8 protein-coding genes are annotated in these 16,379 nt (G+C 62.2%); 2 read left to right on the forward strand and 6 right to left on the reverse strand.

Going from position 1 to position 16,379, the window contains the following annotated elements:
• Nucleotides 1–114: 114 nt before the first annotated feature.
• From ngg to mnmC, 6 genes are all read right to left on the reverse strand, one after another.
• Nucleotides 115–1,863 carry an N-acetylglutaminylglutamine synthetase gene (gene ngg / locus QRN48_RS20865; protein ID WP_285352891.1) on the reverse strand — a complete coding sequence of 583 codons (1,749 nt, stop codon included), beginning with the start codon at nucleotides 1,861–1,863 and terminating at the stop codon, nucleotides 115–117.
• Between the two features lie 3 nt (nucleotides 1,864–1,866).
• Nucleotides 1,867–3,639 carry an N-acetylglutaminylglutamine amidotransferase gene (locus tag QRN48_RS20870; protein WP_285352893.1) on the reverse strand — a complete coding sequence of 591 codons (1,773 nt, stop codon included), beginning with the start codon at nucleotides 3,637–3,639 and terminating at the stop codon, nucleotides 1,867–1,869.
• Between the two features lie 166 nt (nucleotides 3,640–3,805).
• Nucleotides 3,806–4,906 (reverse strand): lipocalin-like domain-containing protein, encoded by a 1,101-nt coding sequence (locus QRN48_RS20875; RefSeq protein WP_285352895.1) that lies wholly within the window; start codon nucleotides 4,904–4,906, stop codon nucleotides 3,806–3,808.
• On the reverse strand, nucleotides 4,896–7,376 hold the full coding sequence (locus tag QRN48_RS20880) for an ABC transporter permease (RefSeq protein ID WP_285352897.1): 2,481 nt from the start codon (nucleotides 7,374–7,376) through the stop codon (nucleotides 4,896–4,898). Before QRN48_RS20880 ends, QRN48_RS20875 begins: the two co-directional genes overlap by 11 nt.
• A gap of 1 nt (nucleotide 7,377) precedes the next feature.
• Nucleotides 7,378–8,046 (reverse strand): ABC transporter ATP-binding protein, encoded by a 669-nt coding sequence (locus QRN48_RS20885; RefSeq protein ID WP_037013803.1) that lies wholly within the window; start codon nucleotides 8,044–8,046, stop codon nucleotides 7,378–7,380.
• A gap of 141 nt (nucleotides 8,047–8,187) precedes the next feature.
• The gene (mnmC, locus tag QRN48_RS20890; protein ID WP_285352900.1) at nucleotides 8,188–10,191 is read right to left on the reverse strand and encodes a bifunctional tRNA (5-methylaminomethyl-2-thiouridine)(34)-methyltransferase MnmC2/FAD-dependent 5-carboxymethylaminomethyl-2-thiouridine(34) oxidoreductase MnmC1; all 2,004 of its coding nucleotides are present in this window, start codon (nucleotides 10,189–10,191) and stop codon (nucleotides 8,188–8,190) included.
• Between the two features lie 137 nt (nucleotides 10,192–10,328).
• Between mnmC and QRN48_RS20895 the strand changes: the two genes are divergently transcribed.
• Nucleotides 10,329–14,687, forward strand: coding sequence for a dermonecrotic toxin domain-containing protein (locus QRN48_RS20895; RefSeq protein ID WP_191944824.1), 4,359 nt, complete (start codon nucleotides 10,329–10,331; stop codon nucleotides 14,685–14,687).
• 165 nt (nucleotides 14,688–14,852) lie between these two features.
• Nucleotides 14,853–16,355, forward strand: coding sequence for a polyphosphate:AMP phosphotransferase (gene pap, locus QRN48_RS20900; RefSeq protein WP_191944823.1), 1,503 nt, complete (start codon nucleotides 14,853–14,855; stop codon nucleotides 16,353–16,355).
• Nucleotides 16,356–16,379 lie beyond the last annotated feature (24 nt).

The raw sequence follows: 16,379 nt of genomic DNA on the forward strand, positions 1-16,379 counted from the left end.
CTCAATGTGTGGCGCGGACTCATCGAAAACGGAGTCACCCGCAGAGCGGTCTGATAACGACGGATCGTATGCCGACCGCTCCCGGGCGAACCTTACTGTTGCCGACGATGCGCCCTAGCCATGTGCAGGCTGGCTGTGGGGAAACAATAGATCAACGAAACGCTCGGCGGTCGGCTGGGGTTCATGGTTGGCCAGACCGCAACGCTCGTTAGCTTCGATAAATACATAGTCCGGTTGATCGGCGGCCGGCACCATCAGGTCCAGACCCACCACCGGGATGTCGAGCGCACGTGCGGCGCGTACTGCAGCGTCCTTGAGCACCGGATGCAGGATGGCAGTCACGTCTTCCAGGCACCCGCCGGTGTGCAGATTCGCAGTACGGCGCACGGCCAGTCGCTGGTCAGCGGGCAGGACACTGTCGAAGCTGAAGCCCGCCTCTTGCACGGTGCGTCGGGTTTCGTCGTCCATGGGGATCTTACTCTCGCCACCGGTGGCCGCGGAGCGACGCCGGCTTTGCGCTTCGATCAATTGACCAACGGTATGGCGGCCATCGCCCATCACCTCGGCAGGACGACGAATCGCCGCCGCCACGACGTCAAACCCGATCACCACGATGCGCAGATCAAGGCCTTCGTGGAAGCTTTCCAGCAGCACGCGGCTGTCGAACTGGCGGGCACGTTCGACTGCAGCCTGGACGTCCTCGATAGTGCGCAGATCCACTGCCACACCCTGGCCCTGCTCGCCGTCGACCGGTTTGACCACCACACGCTGGTGTTCTTCAAGGAAGGCCAGATTGTCGTCGCCATTTCCCGCCAGACGTTGCACAGGTACTTGCAGACCCGCTGCTTTCAGCACCTTCTGGGTCATGCGCTTGTCCTGGCACAACGTCATGCTGACGGCGGTGGTGAGGTCGCTGAGCGACTCACGGCAGCGCACTCGGCGGCTGCCGTGAATCAGCGTAAATAAACCAGCTTCAGCGTCGTCTACCTGGACTTCAATGCCACGACGATGAGCTTCTTCCACGATGATGCGAGCGTAAGGGTTGAAGTTCGCCTGCGGGCCCGGACCCAGAAAGAGCTTCTCGTTGATGCCGTTTTTGCGCTTGATGGCGAACGTCGGCAGGTTACGAAAGCCCAGCTTGGCGTAGAGACTTTTGGCTTGCTCGTTGTCATGCAGCACCGACAAGTCCAGGTACGCGAGACCACGGCTCTGGAAATGCTCGACCAAATGCCTTACCAGCACCTCGCCGACGCCGGGCCGGGTGCATTGCGGGTCCACCGCCAGGCACCACAGGCTGCTGCCATGCTCGGGATCGTTAAAGGCTTTTTGGTGATTGAGACCCATAACGCTGCCAATGACAGCCTTGGTGGTCTCGTCTTCGGCGATCCAGTACACCGGCCCGCCATGGTGACGCGGGGTCAGCAAAGCAGGGTCTATGGGCAGCATGCCGCGGGCGGTATACAGGTTGTTGATCGCGGTCCAGTCCTCCTGGTTCTGTGCCCGGCGAATCCTGAAGCCCCTGAAGACACGCTGCGCCGGACGATAATCGCTGAACCACAGGCGCAGCGTGTCCGAAGGGTCGAGAAACAGCTGCTGCGGCGACTGTGCCAGCACTTGCTGCGGGGCCGCGACGTACAGCGCGATGTCGCGTTCGCCCTGTTTCTCGGTCAGCAAATCATTGGCCAGGGTTGCAGGGTCCGGGTAGGTGTGACCGATCAGCAGACGCCCCCAGCCGCAGTGCAGCGCCAGAGGCTCCGTATCGGGCCGGCTGCCATCTTCTGCAAGCCGCGCCTGCAGGCGCTCGTAAGACGGCGGCTGGCCACGCAGCAAGCGCTGATTGTAGATCGAAGCGTTGGCTTTCATCGGTCAGAGTCCTTGTTCGCTGAGCCACAGATTCAGCGCAGCAAGCTGCCACAGCTTGGAGCCGCGCAGTGGCGTCAGTTGACCTTGCGGATCAGTCAGCAGTTTATCCAGCATGACCGGGTTGAACAGGCCGCGATCCTGGCTCGGATCGAGCAGCAAGTCGCGGACCCAGTTCAACGTGTTGCCTTCCAGGTGCTTGAGGCCGGGTACCGGGAAGTAACCTTTCTTGCGATCGATCACTTCTGACGGGATGACCAGACGCGCGGCTTCCTTCAGCACTTGCTTGCCACCGTCGGGCAACTTGAAACGGCCGGGAACGCGCGCTGATAACTCGACCAGTCGGTAATCAAGAAACGGTGTACGTGCTTCAAGGCCCCAGGCCATGGTCATGTTGTCGACCCGTTTGACCGGGTCATCCACCAGCATCACCGTGCTGTCCAGCCGCAGCGCTTTGTCCACTGCAGCATCGGCGCCAGGCATGGCGAAGTGCTCGCGAACGAAGTCGCCCGCCGCGTCGCTGTCGGTCAGCCATTGCGGCGCAACGGTGTCCTTGTATTCAGCGTAACTGCGGTCAAAGAAAGCGTCCCGGTAAGCGCCATAGGGATCGCTGGCGCCGTCCACTTGCGGGTACCAGTGATAGCCCGCGAACAATTCGTCCGCACCTTGTCCGCTCTGGACCACCTTGCAATGCTTGGCGACTTCGCGAGACAGCAGGTAGAACGCGATGCAGTCGTGGCTCACCATCGGCTCGCTCATGGCGCGGAACGCCGCGGGCAGTTGCTCGATGATTTCGCTTTCCTGAATACGCAGTTGATGATGTTGCGTGCCGTAGTGCCTGGCAATCAGATCCGAATACTGAAACTCATCCCCGCGCTCGCCGCCGGCATCCTGAAACCCGATCGAGAACGTGGACAGGTCTTTTACGCCGACTTCGCGCAGGAGCCCGACCAGCATGCTTGAATCGACGCCCCCCGAAAGCAGCACGCCAACGTCCACCGCCGCGCGCTGCCGAATGGCGACCGCTTCGCGGGTGCTGTCGAGAACCCGGTCGCGCCAGTCTTCAAGGGTCAGATTCATCTCGTCAGGACGCGGGCCGTAGGGCAGCGTCCACCAGACCTGCTGCTCAACCTTGCCTTCGGCGCTGACGCGCATCCACGACGCAGGTGGCAGCTTTTCGATGCCCGCCAGCAAGGTACGCGGCGCAGGCACCACGGCATGGAAGTTCAGGTAATGGTTGAGAGCCACCGGATCGAGCATCGGACTGATGTCGCCGCCTTTCAATAACGCGGGCAGTGCCGAGGCGAAACGCAGGCGCTTGTCTGTGCGCGAGAGGTAAAGCGGCTTCACCCCGAGACGGTCTCGGGCGATGAACAGACTGCGTTTGTCGCGCTCCCAGATAGCGAACGCAAACATGCCATTAAGCTTGGGCAGCAGGTCAGCGCCCCAGGCATGGTAGCCCTTGAGCAAAACCTCTGTGTCGCCACCGGAATGAAACTGATAGCCGAGGCTTTCGAGCTCGGCACGCAGCTCGGGGAAATTGTAAATGGCGCCGTTGAACGCCATTGACAGGCCCAGGTGGCTGTCGATCATCGGCTGCGCCGAGCCGTCCGACAGGTCCATGATTTTCAATCGACGGTGGCCAAGGGCAATCGGCCCCTGGCTGTGAAACCCCCATGCATCCGGGCCGCGAGCCGCGAGATGATGGGTGATACGTTCTACTGCGGCGAGATCCGCAGGTTGGTTGTCAAAGCGTAGTTCGCCAGCTAATCCGCACATAAGTCCTTACCGGTTTTCCGTTGGGGAGCGCAGCCGGGAAGTCGGCTACCCAAAGACTGACCGACAGAAAATGCCAGAGTTTTAGAACGATCAGTTATAAGCAGCGGCGCGCGCGGGCTCGCGTTGGCGGTTCAGGTGTCGGCAAGACCCGTTTGAAGGTGCGGCATCAGTACCCCGTCATTTCCAGATAGCCGACGCCCTTGTGGGTGCCGCTCAAGCTGACCGGACCCTCCCAGTACGGGATCTGCAGGTTCATCCAGGCGTTGGGATTGAGCGCTTCGACCTCTACTTCCAGCGCCTTCGAGCGGATTTTCACGGACCAGCGCGTGGGCATGTCGCGTCCCTCAACGTCTGTGGTTTCTTCGGGTACCAATTGAATATCCGTCGCAGCCAACGGCTCTACGCTGCCGTCCTTTTTGATCCATGTGCCGGTGAGGTAGGGCTCACCTGTTTTTTGCCGCATGCGATAGAGCATGACTTCAGTGCCATCGGCCAGATGCAGCGAGAACCAGTCCCACCCCGTCTGGTTGTCCGTCAGCGGCTGACTGCTCCACTCGCGATCCAGCCACGCGGGGCCCGACACCTGATAGGTTTTGCCGTCGATGTCGATGGTGCCGTCTGCCTGGAAAAAAGGCTGACTGTAGTAATACGAAGCTTGACCCTGTTCCGACTTCTGGCTGAAACCTTGATTACCCTGCAGCACCAGCGCCTGGGTGGCTTTGAGGTGCAGCTGATAGTTGAACTGCGGGCCGCTGGCCTGCAACTGCATGTCTGCCAGCGGGTCATCGGTCGCGGACTGACTGGTGAAGGACCAGTTGTCGATCCATGCAGCAAAGGGCGCCAGGGTCACGCCTGCCTGCTGAACACCGCCACGGGCGTAGCGCTCCGCTGCAAAATGTTCATCCTCGGACGTCACTGCAGCATGGCCCATCCACAGGTTGCGATTGCTCCACCCCGAGACATCTGCCTGCAAACCCTTGGGGCGCGGCAGTGCGTTGCGAAACAGCGTCCACTGCACGCCGAACGACTGGCCTTCGGAGTCCGTCAGGTTCGCGGTGACGTACCACCACTCGATGCGGAAATCATTGTGAGGGCCGTGATCGTTGGGGAATACGAACGGCTTGCCCGGCGTTACCTGGGCATAATCGGCAGCGTCGTCGGCCAGGCCGGCGAAGCCTTTCTCTTCCGTCGGCTTGTCGTCGCACCCGGTCAGCAGCAGGCCAGCGAGAAGGCCGATGATGGCCAGGGCAGGGACCTTAGGCTTCATTGGCGAACGTCCTCAGCAGATCAGCGGGGCGGGTGCGGTACAGACGATAAAGCGGCCAGGCCGAGGCCAGTAAGGTGGCCAGCATTGCCAGCAGCGTCAGGCGCAGGAGCTGCATGGGGAACACCTGCAGCGGCAACCGCCAGCCGAATGCCTGAACGTTGATCACGGCGTCCAGGCACCACGCCAACAGCAGCCCCAGAGGAATTGCCAGAATCAGCGTGAGTACGGCCAGCAACCAGGTTTGCGCCAGATTGAGCAGCATCAGTTGTCGTCGCGTTACCCCCAGTGCCCACAACGGCGCAAGCTGCGCGAGCCGGCTTTGGCTTTGGGTCAGCAGACTGATGAACAGCGCAACGCCGGCGACCATCAGCGTCAGGCTGTTCAGTGCCGCAGTAGCGGCGAATGTGCGTTCGAACACCTGCTGCGACCAGGCCTTGAGCTGGATCTGATCGACGATACGGTTGTCGTCGATGGTGAATTTGTTGTGCAGTACGCGCAGCAGCTGCGGGATGGCGCGCGGATCGATGCGCAGGTTGAAACGGTTGGGCGTCAGTTGTGGCCAATGCCTGAGCAAATGATCGGCGTTGACCAGCAGGTGGCCTTTGGGATTGCCGTAATCGGCGTAGATACCCACGATGCGCACGGTCCAGGGGCCGTCCGGCGCTGGGAGGGTCACGTTATCGCCGACGTTGACTTCCAGTCGCCTCGCCAATTGTTCGCTGAGCATCAGGGTGTCTTCCTGAGCCAGCTGCTGCCATGCGTCGCCGCTGGCCGATTCCAGCAGCGGCCAGTGCTGCCGGTAATGTGGATGATCGATCACGCCAAACAGCTCGGCGGGCCAGCCGTTCAGCTGTAGCGACACTTGCCAGTTGGGCAATACCGCAGAGGTCAGCGGTTGCTGGCTCAGCCATTGCTGCAACGGTGCGGCCTGTGCAGGATTTTGAGGATTGATGTACAGCTCGGCACTTAAACGCTGCTCGAGCCAGTGGGTGAATGTTTGCCGGAACCCCGACGTCATGCTGCCCGCGCCAATGTTCGCTGCCATCGCCAGCAACAGCGCCATCAGCGCCAGGCTCAGTGCCGGTAACTGCTGGCGACAGTCAGCGAGAAACCACTGCCCCAACACCGAGCGGCTCTTGCCCAGAAGCGCGTCGAGTAACAGATTGAGCAAGACCGGCAAGCCTAGCGCCGCGCCCAGCAAGAGACTGGCCATCAACACGAAGCCCAGCGCCAGGCTGTCACCGAAGAGTCCGGCCAGTAATGCAACGAGCGCTGAAATGCCAGCGATCCAGCCCTGCCGTCGTAGCCACTTGGCGTGGGTCTCCTGCCACGCCTGCGCGTTGGCCAGGGCGAGCAACGGCAAACGCGCGGCGCGCAACAGGCTGCTGGCCCCGGCCAGAAACGCGCCAAGCAGGCTGACGCCCAGACCGCTGAGCCACCACCAGATGCTCAGGTTCAGATGCCCGGCGACTTCAGCGCCATACAGCCCGCGCAGGCTCGCGGCCACGTCAGGCAATAACGCACTCGCCAGCCAGTAGCCGCTGACAACGCCCGCGATGCCGCCGAGCAAGGCCAGGGCGCCAAGCTCGACGACCAGGCTCACCATCAACCCGCGTGCGCTGACGCCGCAGGCGCGCAGGTTACGCAGCAGTCCGCGACGCTGCTCCAGCGCGAGCCCGATGGCCGCGTGCACGATGAACAGGCCAACCACGAACGACAGAAACCCCAGTGCATCAAGGTTCAGGTGGAAGCTCTCGGTGAGCCTGCCCAGATCGTTGTCTTCGCCACTTTTGCGCAGGACAAGCTCACCGTCGAGTTGCGCAGGCAAGGCAGGAGCGTTGTCGGCAAAGTCTTTGGGCAGTACCAGTCGTGAGATCTGATTGGGCTGATTGAGCAGTTGCTGGGCAAAGCCGATGTCCATGAGCAGGACGCCCGGGGCCATGTCGACCTTGGCGCGCAGTGGCGGCAGTGATCGGCCGGAATCGGTCAGCGCCTCCTGCCCTTCATGGAGGCCAAGGGCGGCGAGGGTTTGCGGCGAGACCCAGGTGGTGCCGGGCGGAGTGAAGAAGTCGACGATCTGCCCGGTATCCAGAGACTGCCCCGCCAGGGCGGTGTTGACCGGAAGCGACACCGGCTCGATGCCGAGTACGGTCAGGCGTTGCTCCGGCGCTTCCTTCAGGGTGACCCGGCCGCGCAGCGCCGGCGATACCGGCCAACCAGCGCGGCGCAGGCTGACAAAAAGGTCTTGAGAAAAATTGGCGCCGTTGGGCGAGACCAAAATCTGCTGCGGCTCGCCACCGATCATCTGGCTGGCCTTGGCGTAGCTCTCCCGGGCCTGGCTGTTGAGTGCCTGGACCCCGGTGAGCAGGCTGGTCGCCAGCCAGAGGCCGGTGAGCACGCTGAAAAACTGCACGGGATGACGCCGCCAGTGGCTAAGCAGGGCTTTGAGTGTCCAGTAGAAGACGGGCATTTCAGCGCTCGCCTTCGCGGACCAGACGACCCAGATGCAATACCGCCTGGCGCTGCAGACGTGCCGCCACCCTCGGACTGTGGGTCACCATCAGCAAGCTGGTAGTGCTGTCGCGAAGCAGGTCCAGCAATAACTGCAGCACTTCGTCGCTGGTGGCTTCGTCGAGGTTGCCTGTGGGCTCGTCGGCCAGCAAAAGGCCCGGGCGTGAAGCAAGTGCCCGGCCAATGGCAACGCGTTGCTGCTGCCCGCCGGACAGCTGTTCGGGATAACGCTTGAGCAATGCACCCAGGCCCAGCCGTTCGGTGAGTTCGGCCTGCCATTCGGGATTATGGCGACCCGCCAGCCGCGCCTGAAAGGCAAGGTTGTCTTCCACCTTCAGGCTGCCGATCAGGTTGAACTGCTGAAACACCAGGCCGATCTCCGTACGCCGCCAGTTGGCGAGCTGTGCTTCGTTCATCTGGTCCAGTCGCCGTCCTGCAACCTCGATGCTGCCCTTGTCCACCTGATCCAGTCCGGCCACCAGGTGCAGCAAGGTGCTCTTGCCGCTGCCGGACTCGCCCATCAGCGCCAGGCTGCCGCCCTGATCCAGCTGCAAATCCGCGCCACGCAACACGGCCAAAGGACCCTGAGCGGTGGTGTAGCTCTTGAACACACCCTGGACTTGCAGCATCGACACGCACCTGATGGAGGGATGGCTGGAGGATAACGGTTGAGCGGTGCCCGCGTAACGGACTGGACAATGGATCGTCGGCTGGCGGGAGAAGTTGCGTCGGATAATGGCTGGAGGCCGTCGAGCCCCTTTGACACCTCCCTACCGGGTTTCCTGTTTGCCTCGAATCAAGCCGCGCAGCACAAACCGGTTGGGGTGACAGGCTTCGGCGACGCTTCGCGGCAGGGGCAGTGGTTCGTTGTCCAGCCAGGCGGCAATCAACTCGCCGGACAGCGGAGCAGTGATCAAGCCGCGAGAGCCGTGCCCGCTGTTGACATACAGGCCTTCAAGCCATGGGCATTCGGTGTCCGGCGTCTGACGCGCATCCTTGCGCAGCACCGCATAGGCCTCAAGAAACGCCGCCCGATCCGCTAGCGGGCCGACGATGGGCAGGTAATCGGGGCTGGTGCAGCGAAACGCCGCGCGGCCTTGCAGATTCTCGGGAGGCAGAGTGTCTACCTTCAGGCGCTGGCTCAGGTCTTCGGAGATTTCCCGCAGCAACGCAATATTGCCGAGGTGCTCGGCAACGCTGGGTGTGAGGTCGTCGCTATTGAAGGCGAAGCTCGCGCCCAGCGTGTGTTCGCCGCCGCGCGCCGGGGCGACGTAGCCTTCTGCGCAGACCACGGTGGCCAACGCCTGGCTTGCAGGGGTCTCGGCCAACCGTGTGATCTGGCCACGAATGCGTTTGAGCGGGAGTTCCGCGCTGGCCGGAAAGCGCTTGATTTCAGCCGCTCCCGCCAGCACGACAACACAAGCAGAGGCGAGCAGGCGTTCGCCGTCCCATGCCTGCCATTGGCCTTCGTCACGGCGCAGTTCAATGACCTCGCGGTGGGCCAGCACTTGAACCTTGTTCATGTTCACCTGATGGCGGCACAGCGCGGGCGGATGCACCCAACCGCCTTGCGGGTAGAAAAGGCCGCCGCTCTCCAACGCCACCCCCGCGCGACTCTGCGCGGTGGCGGGGTCGAGCACATGCAGCAGATCGTCCGGGAATGCCGCTGCCAACTGCGCCTGTCGTTCGCGCTCCTTTTCATCGAATGCCAGCTGCAGCACCCCGCAGTCGTCCCAGTCCACACCTCGTTCAAGGCGCTCGAGCAACCGTCGGGTGTGGCCAAACCCGCTCAGGATCAGTTGCGACAACGGCGTGCCGTGGGCAGACAGCTTCAGATACAGCACGCCCTGCGGGTTGCCGGACGCCTCTTGGGCAAGGTCCCCGTGACGCTCCATCAGACTGACCTGCCAGCCGCGCGCTGACAGGCTAGACGCCGTGGCGCAGCCGGCCAGGCCCGCGCCAATGACCAATGCCGTGCGAGGGCCGTCGGGTAATCGCGGCCGGGCAAACCACGGTTTTACCCGGGATGTCATAACGGCTTCGGTGTGGCGGGCGTCCTCGGGCTGGCCAACGAAGTGGCCTTTAAGTACCTCCCATTTATGGCCGATACCCGGCATCCGTTTCATTTTGAAACCCGCAGCGTTGAGTGCGCGACGCACCCAGCCGGTGCTGGTAAATGTGGCAATGGTCGAGCCCGGCGCGGCCAGTCGAGCCAGCTCGGCAAACAGTTCGGGCGTCCACATTTCCGGGTTTTTCGCAGGTGCAAAACCGTCCAGAAACCATGCATCGATTTCGCCATCCAGCTGCGGCAGCATCTCCAGCGCGTCGCCAATCAACAGGGTCAGCGTGACGCGACCTGCCTCGAACACGAACCGCTGGAAGCCTTGATGGACGGCCACATACTGGCCGAGCAATTGATCTGCAAAGCCCTGCAGTTCAGGCCACAACCGGAGCGCGCGCTCCAGGTCCGCACGGCTCAGCGGATACTTCTCGACGCTGACAAAATGCAGCCGCGCGTCCGCTACCGCGCTGGCGTTGAACAGCTGCCAGGCGCAAAGAAAATTTAGCCCGGTACCGAACCCGGTTTCCCCGATCACCAGACGGCCCTGCGCAGGCAATGCGGCGAAACGCTCGGCGAGTTCGTTCTGCGTCAGGAACACGTGACGGGTCTCATCCAGACCCGACTCGGTCGAGAAATACACGTCGGCGAATACACGGGAATGCGGATTGCCGTGTTCGTCCCAGTCGATCTGGGCGTGGTCGGTGGCGGTCATGTTTGGCTCTGGGCAGGCAAGGCAGCGAGTTTACTCCAGGGCCCCTTGCGCGGTGCACTACATATGTATGCCACTTTGCGGGTCGATCCCTGTTTATGTATGCACCTTTTTCAGCAGCTATAAAACAAGGACGTACGATGAACACCGCCAGTCTGGCCCTCACATCCTCATTCATTCAGAGCACCCTGCCGCAATGGTTCATACAGGCCCCGACACTGATGCGCGACGCGTTGCGCCTGGACATGACCCGCGCCCAGGCAGCACGGGATGATCTCAGCACCATTTTGCGACGTATCCAGGATCTGCCATCGTTTGCCCGGCCTTTGCTGCAGCAGGCACTGGACGCCGCGTTCGGGCCAGGCTTTGATGTCGATCACGACGTGTTCCTGCACGCCAGGTTTAAACACCACTGGCTGACGGGCCGCGCTTCGCCGCTGGGTTCGGGCACTTGCTCGCTGCTGGCCGCCGCGTTACAGAATTTCGAGGCGCCCGAAGCGCAGGAGGCCGAACGCGAAACCACGTCGGCCATTCTCGCCAGCAGCCGCATTGGCAGAGAAAGTGAAAGTGAAAGTGAAAATGCGATGCCGGCGCAGCGGGACGGTGACGTCCATCCCTTGAATGTGCAGCCCGCGCGCTTCATCGAGCTGTGCCGTCGCCTTGATCTCGGTGGCCAATATCAACGGCATCTGCATCACGTGCTGCACCCTGTCGCGCGGCCGGACGTGCCCGGCAGTCTGGACAGCGAGGACATCAAAGCGCGCATTATCGAGCACGCGCGGCTGGCGCTGAGGGTCGAGTGTCACATTGGGCGTCTCAAAGGGATGATTGATGAAGCGCAATATCAAGCGCTGCTGAAGATCGATGTGAACAGGCCCACCGATGAGTTTTTTACCCTGCACATCCTTGGCTGCAAATTGCGCAACGCATTGCTGTTCAAACCCAAAGGCGACGCCCGATGGATCGCCTATTTACCTGGCGAGTCCGATAACGTTGTCCAGTCTTTCGCGTCGCTGGATCAGCTCACGCAGGTGTTGCGGACCAGACTGCGTGACGAGGCCTACCAGCACTACGTCGACAGGTTCATTCCCGAGCGCAGCAAAGCCGTTTTTTTTCAACGATTGCGCGAGCGTCTGGCGCCCCATGTCCTGCACAGCGTCGCCCGTGGCACAGGCTTCCATCGGCAGTTCATCAGCGTTGCCGAGGTGGACGAGAAGGCTGAGCTGGACCTGGAGGCGATCAGCCTGGGCGGCTCGTTGGGTGGCGTGTTTTACCTTGATACGTTACTGCGGATCAAAGATGACGCGCGCGTTCTGGCTGTGCCCACAGACGACGAAGACCGCAAGACCCGCGAGCAGCGCCGGGCTGAATGGCTGAGCTTCGGCATTGATGCGGCGAACCTTGCCGCGCTGTTTGTGCCGGTTCTGGGCGAAACGATGCTGCTCGTGGCAGGCGCGCAACTGCTCGACGAGACCTTCGAGGGCGTTGATGCGTGGCGCCATGGCGACATGGACCAGGCCCTGGAGCATCTGGGGAATGTTGCCGAGAATCTGGTGCTCATGGGCGCGATGGGGGCGGCGGGCGGCGCGACACACGCCATGACTGCCGACGCTGCGATCCTGCAACCGCCGTATTTCATCAAGCGTAGCGTGCTTGCGCGCGACCCGGTCGGCCGCTTGCGCCTCGCTGACCCGGCCGTTGCGCTACGGCGCCTGCACCCGGACCTGGCAGAGCTTGAAGGCAAAAACGTTGCCCGGGTCATGGCGGTGAGTGGCATGGACGGTGAGCAATTGGCGGCCTTGCACATTGACGAACAGCCCGCGCCGGCGGCACTGCTCGACACGGCAAAGCGGCTTCGTTTGCGTCGGAACCCGGCAGTTTCTGCCCAGAATTTCGAGGAGGCGTACGCTGCCAGCGAACAGTCCAGTGAGCCCATGATCATGCTGCTCAGGCGGGATTTTCCTTCCCTCACCCTGGCGTCGGCCGAGGCGTTAGTCGCCGAAACGAGCGCGGAACAGCGACTGGCAATGTCGAGTACTCGACGCATCCCGCTGGAGGTCGCCGGCAAGGTCCGCCTGCACCTGCGTCAGACCCGGATGAGCCGCGCGCTTGAAGGTTTTTTCGCCCCCCGCGACACTCCCGGCAACGATGTGCAACGCCTGACGCTGCGCAGCCTTGCGACATTCCCCGGGTGGCCTGCCGACCTGCGCATCGAGATCCGCGAGGGCGTCGCCACCGGACCGGTGCTCGATCGCATCGGGGCAGAGCATGCAGCGAGGCGACGATCGCTCATCAAAGGAGCCAATGGATTTCACCTGGACGGCGTTGCAGGGCCGCAACCCGATACCAGCCTGTTTTCCGCGCTGCTTCAGGCACTTCCGGAAGACATTCGGCAGGTAATGGGTTTAGACGATTCTGGCACTGGCGCCGAGGTCCGCGCGCTCAAGCGGCGAATTTTCAATTGGGTTCACTCGCAGCCGAAGTGGGCGTTCGAGCAATTGGGGGAGTGGACCCTGCCGACGGCGTTCAGACCGCCGCAGCGCTTGCCGGGGGGCCGCCTCGGTTATCCGCTCAGCGGCCGCGGACCGGGCTTGCCGGCGAGTGACGGCGCCGTTCGGCAGCAACTGCTTCAGGCAATGACGGACCTCTATCCGGAAAGCACGGATATGGCGCAGCAGGTAGAGGAGATGGCGCAACGCGGGCGGCCGCTGCCGTCACTCCTGGCAGCCACAAATGCGCGGGCTTTGGCCTACGAGCAACTGCACGCAAGTCTGATCGCGTGGGCGGAAGCCGATGACATGAGCGTCTTGCTCAATGACGGTGAACGTGCGGCTCGCCGCCAGGTAGCCCAGGTGCTGAGCAGGGCCTGGCGCTTCAGCCACGATGCTGCGCCTCGGGGCTCTCGCTGGCTAACCCTGGAACATACCTCCCTTCCGGAGCTGCCGCCGTTGCATCATTTCTACGCGGATATCACTCGGGTGGAACTCAATCATGTACAGGCTGACACGGCCGCCGTGAATGCTTTTGTGGCGCACTTCCCGAACATGACTCACCTCAATGTGCGCGGCAGTTTCACCGAGGTCCCGCAGGGTTTGCTGCAACTGCAATTTCTTGAGCATCTGACGCTGGAGAATATGCCGTGGCCGATCAGTCAGCCGGCGATGGACAGATTGATGGATATTCCGGCGCTGCACTCGCTCAGTTTGGCGGGGACCTATCTGGGTGAATTCAGCGATACCAGCCGCTTTCGCCTGTCGACCCTGTGGATCAACAATACAGGCTTGACGCAGTGGCCGGACTGGACTCGTTCGCTGGCCCTCGCCGAGCTGGACATCAGTGATAACCACATCACCGAGATCGCCTCCGAGATCGTCGAAAACCCGCGGGATCATGAGCGGCATACCGTCATCTATGGCTACAACAATCCTTTTTCGCGCCAGACGCTGGAGGATTACTGGCGCAACGACACGGGATATGGGCATCGCTACCGCCTCGATTTCGATTTCCCCGACGACATCCGTGAGATCCCCGTGGAAGGTGCCCTGACTGACAGCGAGTCCGACCGCGAGTCTGAGACATCCGACGACGAAAGCGCGTCTCACGCCCACCGTGCCCATTCGGGTCGCTCCGCTGCCGCCCCCTCGGTGCAACAGTGGTTACGTCCCGGCGAGGATGTGCTGAACCGGCGCTTGCAGGAAGCGTGGGCACAGGTGGCGGCGGACGGCGACGCGCCACATGTGCTGGTGCTGTTGCAGCGACTGAGAGAGACCCCGGATTTCTCTCAGTTCCATGCCGAGCTTGCCGCCGACGTGCTCAGCGTTCTGGAAGCGGCCGCGCAGGATGCTGCGTTGCGCGGGCAGCTTGAAGTGATGGCCAACGACCGTTTGTTCGGCGCCAACCAGACCTGCCAGGACGGTGCGCGGTTGATATTCAGCGACATCCAGGTCGCGGTATACAGCCGCGAGTCTTTGCGCGGCGTGGCCGAAGCCAGGCGCACGGATGCGTTACTCGGCGTCATGCGTCAGCTCTTCCGCCTGCATGAAGTGCAGTCACTCGCCGACGCGGAGATCGCCCGGCGCGAGAGCCTGGGGGTGGGAGTGGATCATGCAGAAGTCCGATTGGCTTACCGAATCGGTCTGGCCGATGACCTCGGCCTGCCCGGCCAACCTCATCGCATGGTCTGGGCGCGTCTGGCGGCGGTTGACCGCTGGGTCTTGCTGGACGCCCGTCGGCGAGTCCTGGAGGCGGAGCGCGGCCCGGCGTTCCTGCAATTTGCAGTCAGCGATCAGCAGTGGAACGCGCGGCTACGCGCCGATCACGAGTCAGGGCTGGCCGCAGCCACCGCTTCAGTGCGCCGTCGCATGGCCGCGCTGGAAGAACGTCCGCCGGCTGACCCCGACGACTATCATCGGCAAGGCCTGGCACTGATTGCAGAACGCGAGGCCGCAGAAGCGTTGATGCTCCGTCAACTGACGGACCTTTACCGCGCCGGCTGGTAATTGCGCCGGGCAAGGCAGGAAGCGCATGCGGTCAACTGACGTTGTCTGACACCGATTATGTTGGCCGCATTGACCGATGGCCCTGATTAACGGTCATACCTGCATCGGCCCGGCCTGCCTTGCGCCGTGCCTGCCAGTCCTGAGCGATCCTGAAGGGAGCCCTGCATGTTCGAATCTGCTGAAATCGGCCACACCATCGACGATGAAACCTACGACAGCGAAGTCCCGTCTCTGCGAGAAGCGCTGCTGGAGGCCCAGTACGAACTGCATGAGCAGGGCAAGCGCCCGATCATCGTGCTGATCAACGGCATCGAGGGCGCAGGCAAGGGCGAAACGGTAAAGTTGCTCAACGAATGGATGGATCCGCGCTACATCGAGGTCCGCACCTTCGATCAGCAAACCGATGAAGAACTGGCCCATCCTCCGGTCTGGCGCTACTGGCGCCAGTTGCCTCCCAAAGGGCGGATCGGCGTGTTTTTCGGTAACTGGTACAGCCAGATGATTCAGGGCAGGGTCCATAAACGGTTCAAGGATCCGGTGCTCGATCAAGCCATCAATGCCGCCGAGCGACTGGAAAAGATGCTGGTCGATGAGGGCGCGGTGATTTTCAAATTCTGGTTCCACCTTTCCAAGCGGCAGATGAAGCTGCGCCTCAAGACATTGAAAGACGACCCCTTGCACAGCTGGCGCATCAGCCCGCTGGACTGGCAGCAGTCGAAGACCTACGACCGGTTCGTACGCTTTGGCGAGCGTGTGCTGCGTCGAACCAGCCGTGACTACGCACCCTGGCATGTCATTGAAGGCGTGGACCCCAACTACCGCAGTCTGACAGTGGGCCGGCTTTTGCTTGAAGGTCTGCAGAACGCCTTGAGAACGCCCGAAGGGCAAACCAATCTGGTGGGCCTGGGGCCTTTGCCGAACAACAGCGATGAGCTAAGCCTGCTCGACAACCTCGACATGACGCTGGCGCTCGAAAAGGATGATTACGAAGAACAGCTGATTGCCGAGCAGGCGCGATTGTCCGGGCTCATGCGTGACAAACGCATGCGCCGTCATGCGCTTGTTACGGTTTTTGAAGGCAACGACGCCGCAGGCAAGGGTGGTGCGATCAAACGCGTCGCCGCCGCCCTTGATCCGCGCCAGTACCACATCGTGCCGATCGCCGCGCCCAGCCAGGACGAACTCGCTCAGCCTTATCTGTGGCGCTTCTGGCGGCAGATTCCGGCGCGCGGGAAATTTACTGTGTTTGACCGTTCATGGTATGGGCGGGTGCTGGTCGAGCGCGTCGAAGGATTTTGCTCGGAGGCGGACTGGTTGAGGGCTTATAGCGAGATCAACGACTTTGAGGAACAGCTCACCGACTTCGGCGTTGTTGTGGTGAAGTTCTGGCTGGCGATCGACGACAAGACTCAGCTGGAGCGTTTTCAAGCGCGGGAGAAGGTGCCCTTCAAACGCCACAAGATCACCGAGGACGACTGGCGCAACCGCAGCAAGTGGCCGCTTTACCGAGAGGCGGTGGGAGACATGGTAGATCGCACCAGCACCGAAATTGCCCCGTGGACGCTGGTTGAGGCCAACGACAAGCGATGGGCGAGGGTAAAAGTGCTGCGCACGGTCAACGAGGCGCTGGAATCAGCGTTCGCGAAGAGTGACAAGAAGCACAAATAGGAGGGGGACGCGTACGAGCCGCTT

The sequence above is a fragment of the Pseudomonas sp. ME-P-057 genome, from assembly GCF_030208975.1.
GTDB classification, from domain to species: domain Bacteria; phylum Pseudomonadota; class Gammaproteobacteria; order Pseudomonadales; family Pseudomonadaceae; genus Aquipseudomonas; species Aquipseudomonas lutea.

Bases quoted from the DNA above. Each gene is read 5' to 3' on its own strand.
- QRN48_RS20885 (WP_037013803.1), bottom strand. From the start codon at position 8,046: ATGCTGCAAGTCCAGGGTGTGTTCAAGAGCTACACCACCGCTCAGGGT.
- QRN48_RS20895 (WP_191944824.1), top strand. From the start codon at position 10,329: ATGAACACCGCCAGTCTGGCCCTCACATCCTCATTCATTCAGAGCACC.
- QRN48_RS20880 (WP_285352897.1), bottom strand. From the start codon at position 7,376: ATGCCCGTCTTCTACTGGACACTCAAAGCCCTGCTTAGCCACTGGCGG.
- mnmC (WP_285352900.1), bottom strand. From the start codon at position 10,191: ATGACCGCCACCGACCACGCCCAGATCGACTGGGACGAACACGGCAAT.
- QRN48_RS20870 (WP_285352893.1), bottom strand. From the start codon at position 3,639: ATGTGCGGATTAGCTGGCGAACTACGCTTTGACAACCAACCTGCGGAT.
- ngg (WP_285352891.1), bottom strand. From the start codon at position 1,863: ATGAAAGCCAACGCTTCGATCTACAATCAGCGCTTGCTGCGTGGCCAG.
- QRN48_RS20875 (WP_285352895.1), bottom strand. From the start codon at position 4,906: ATGAAGCCTAAGGTCCCTGCCCTGGCCATCATCGGCCTTCTCGCTGGC.
- pap (WP_191944823.1), top strand. From the start codon at position 14,853: ATGTTCGAATCTGCTGAAATCGGCCACACCATCGACGATGAAACCTAC.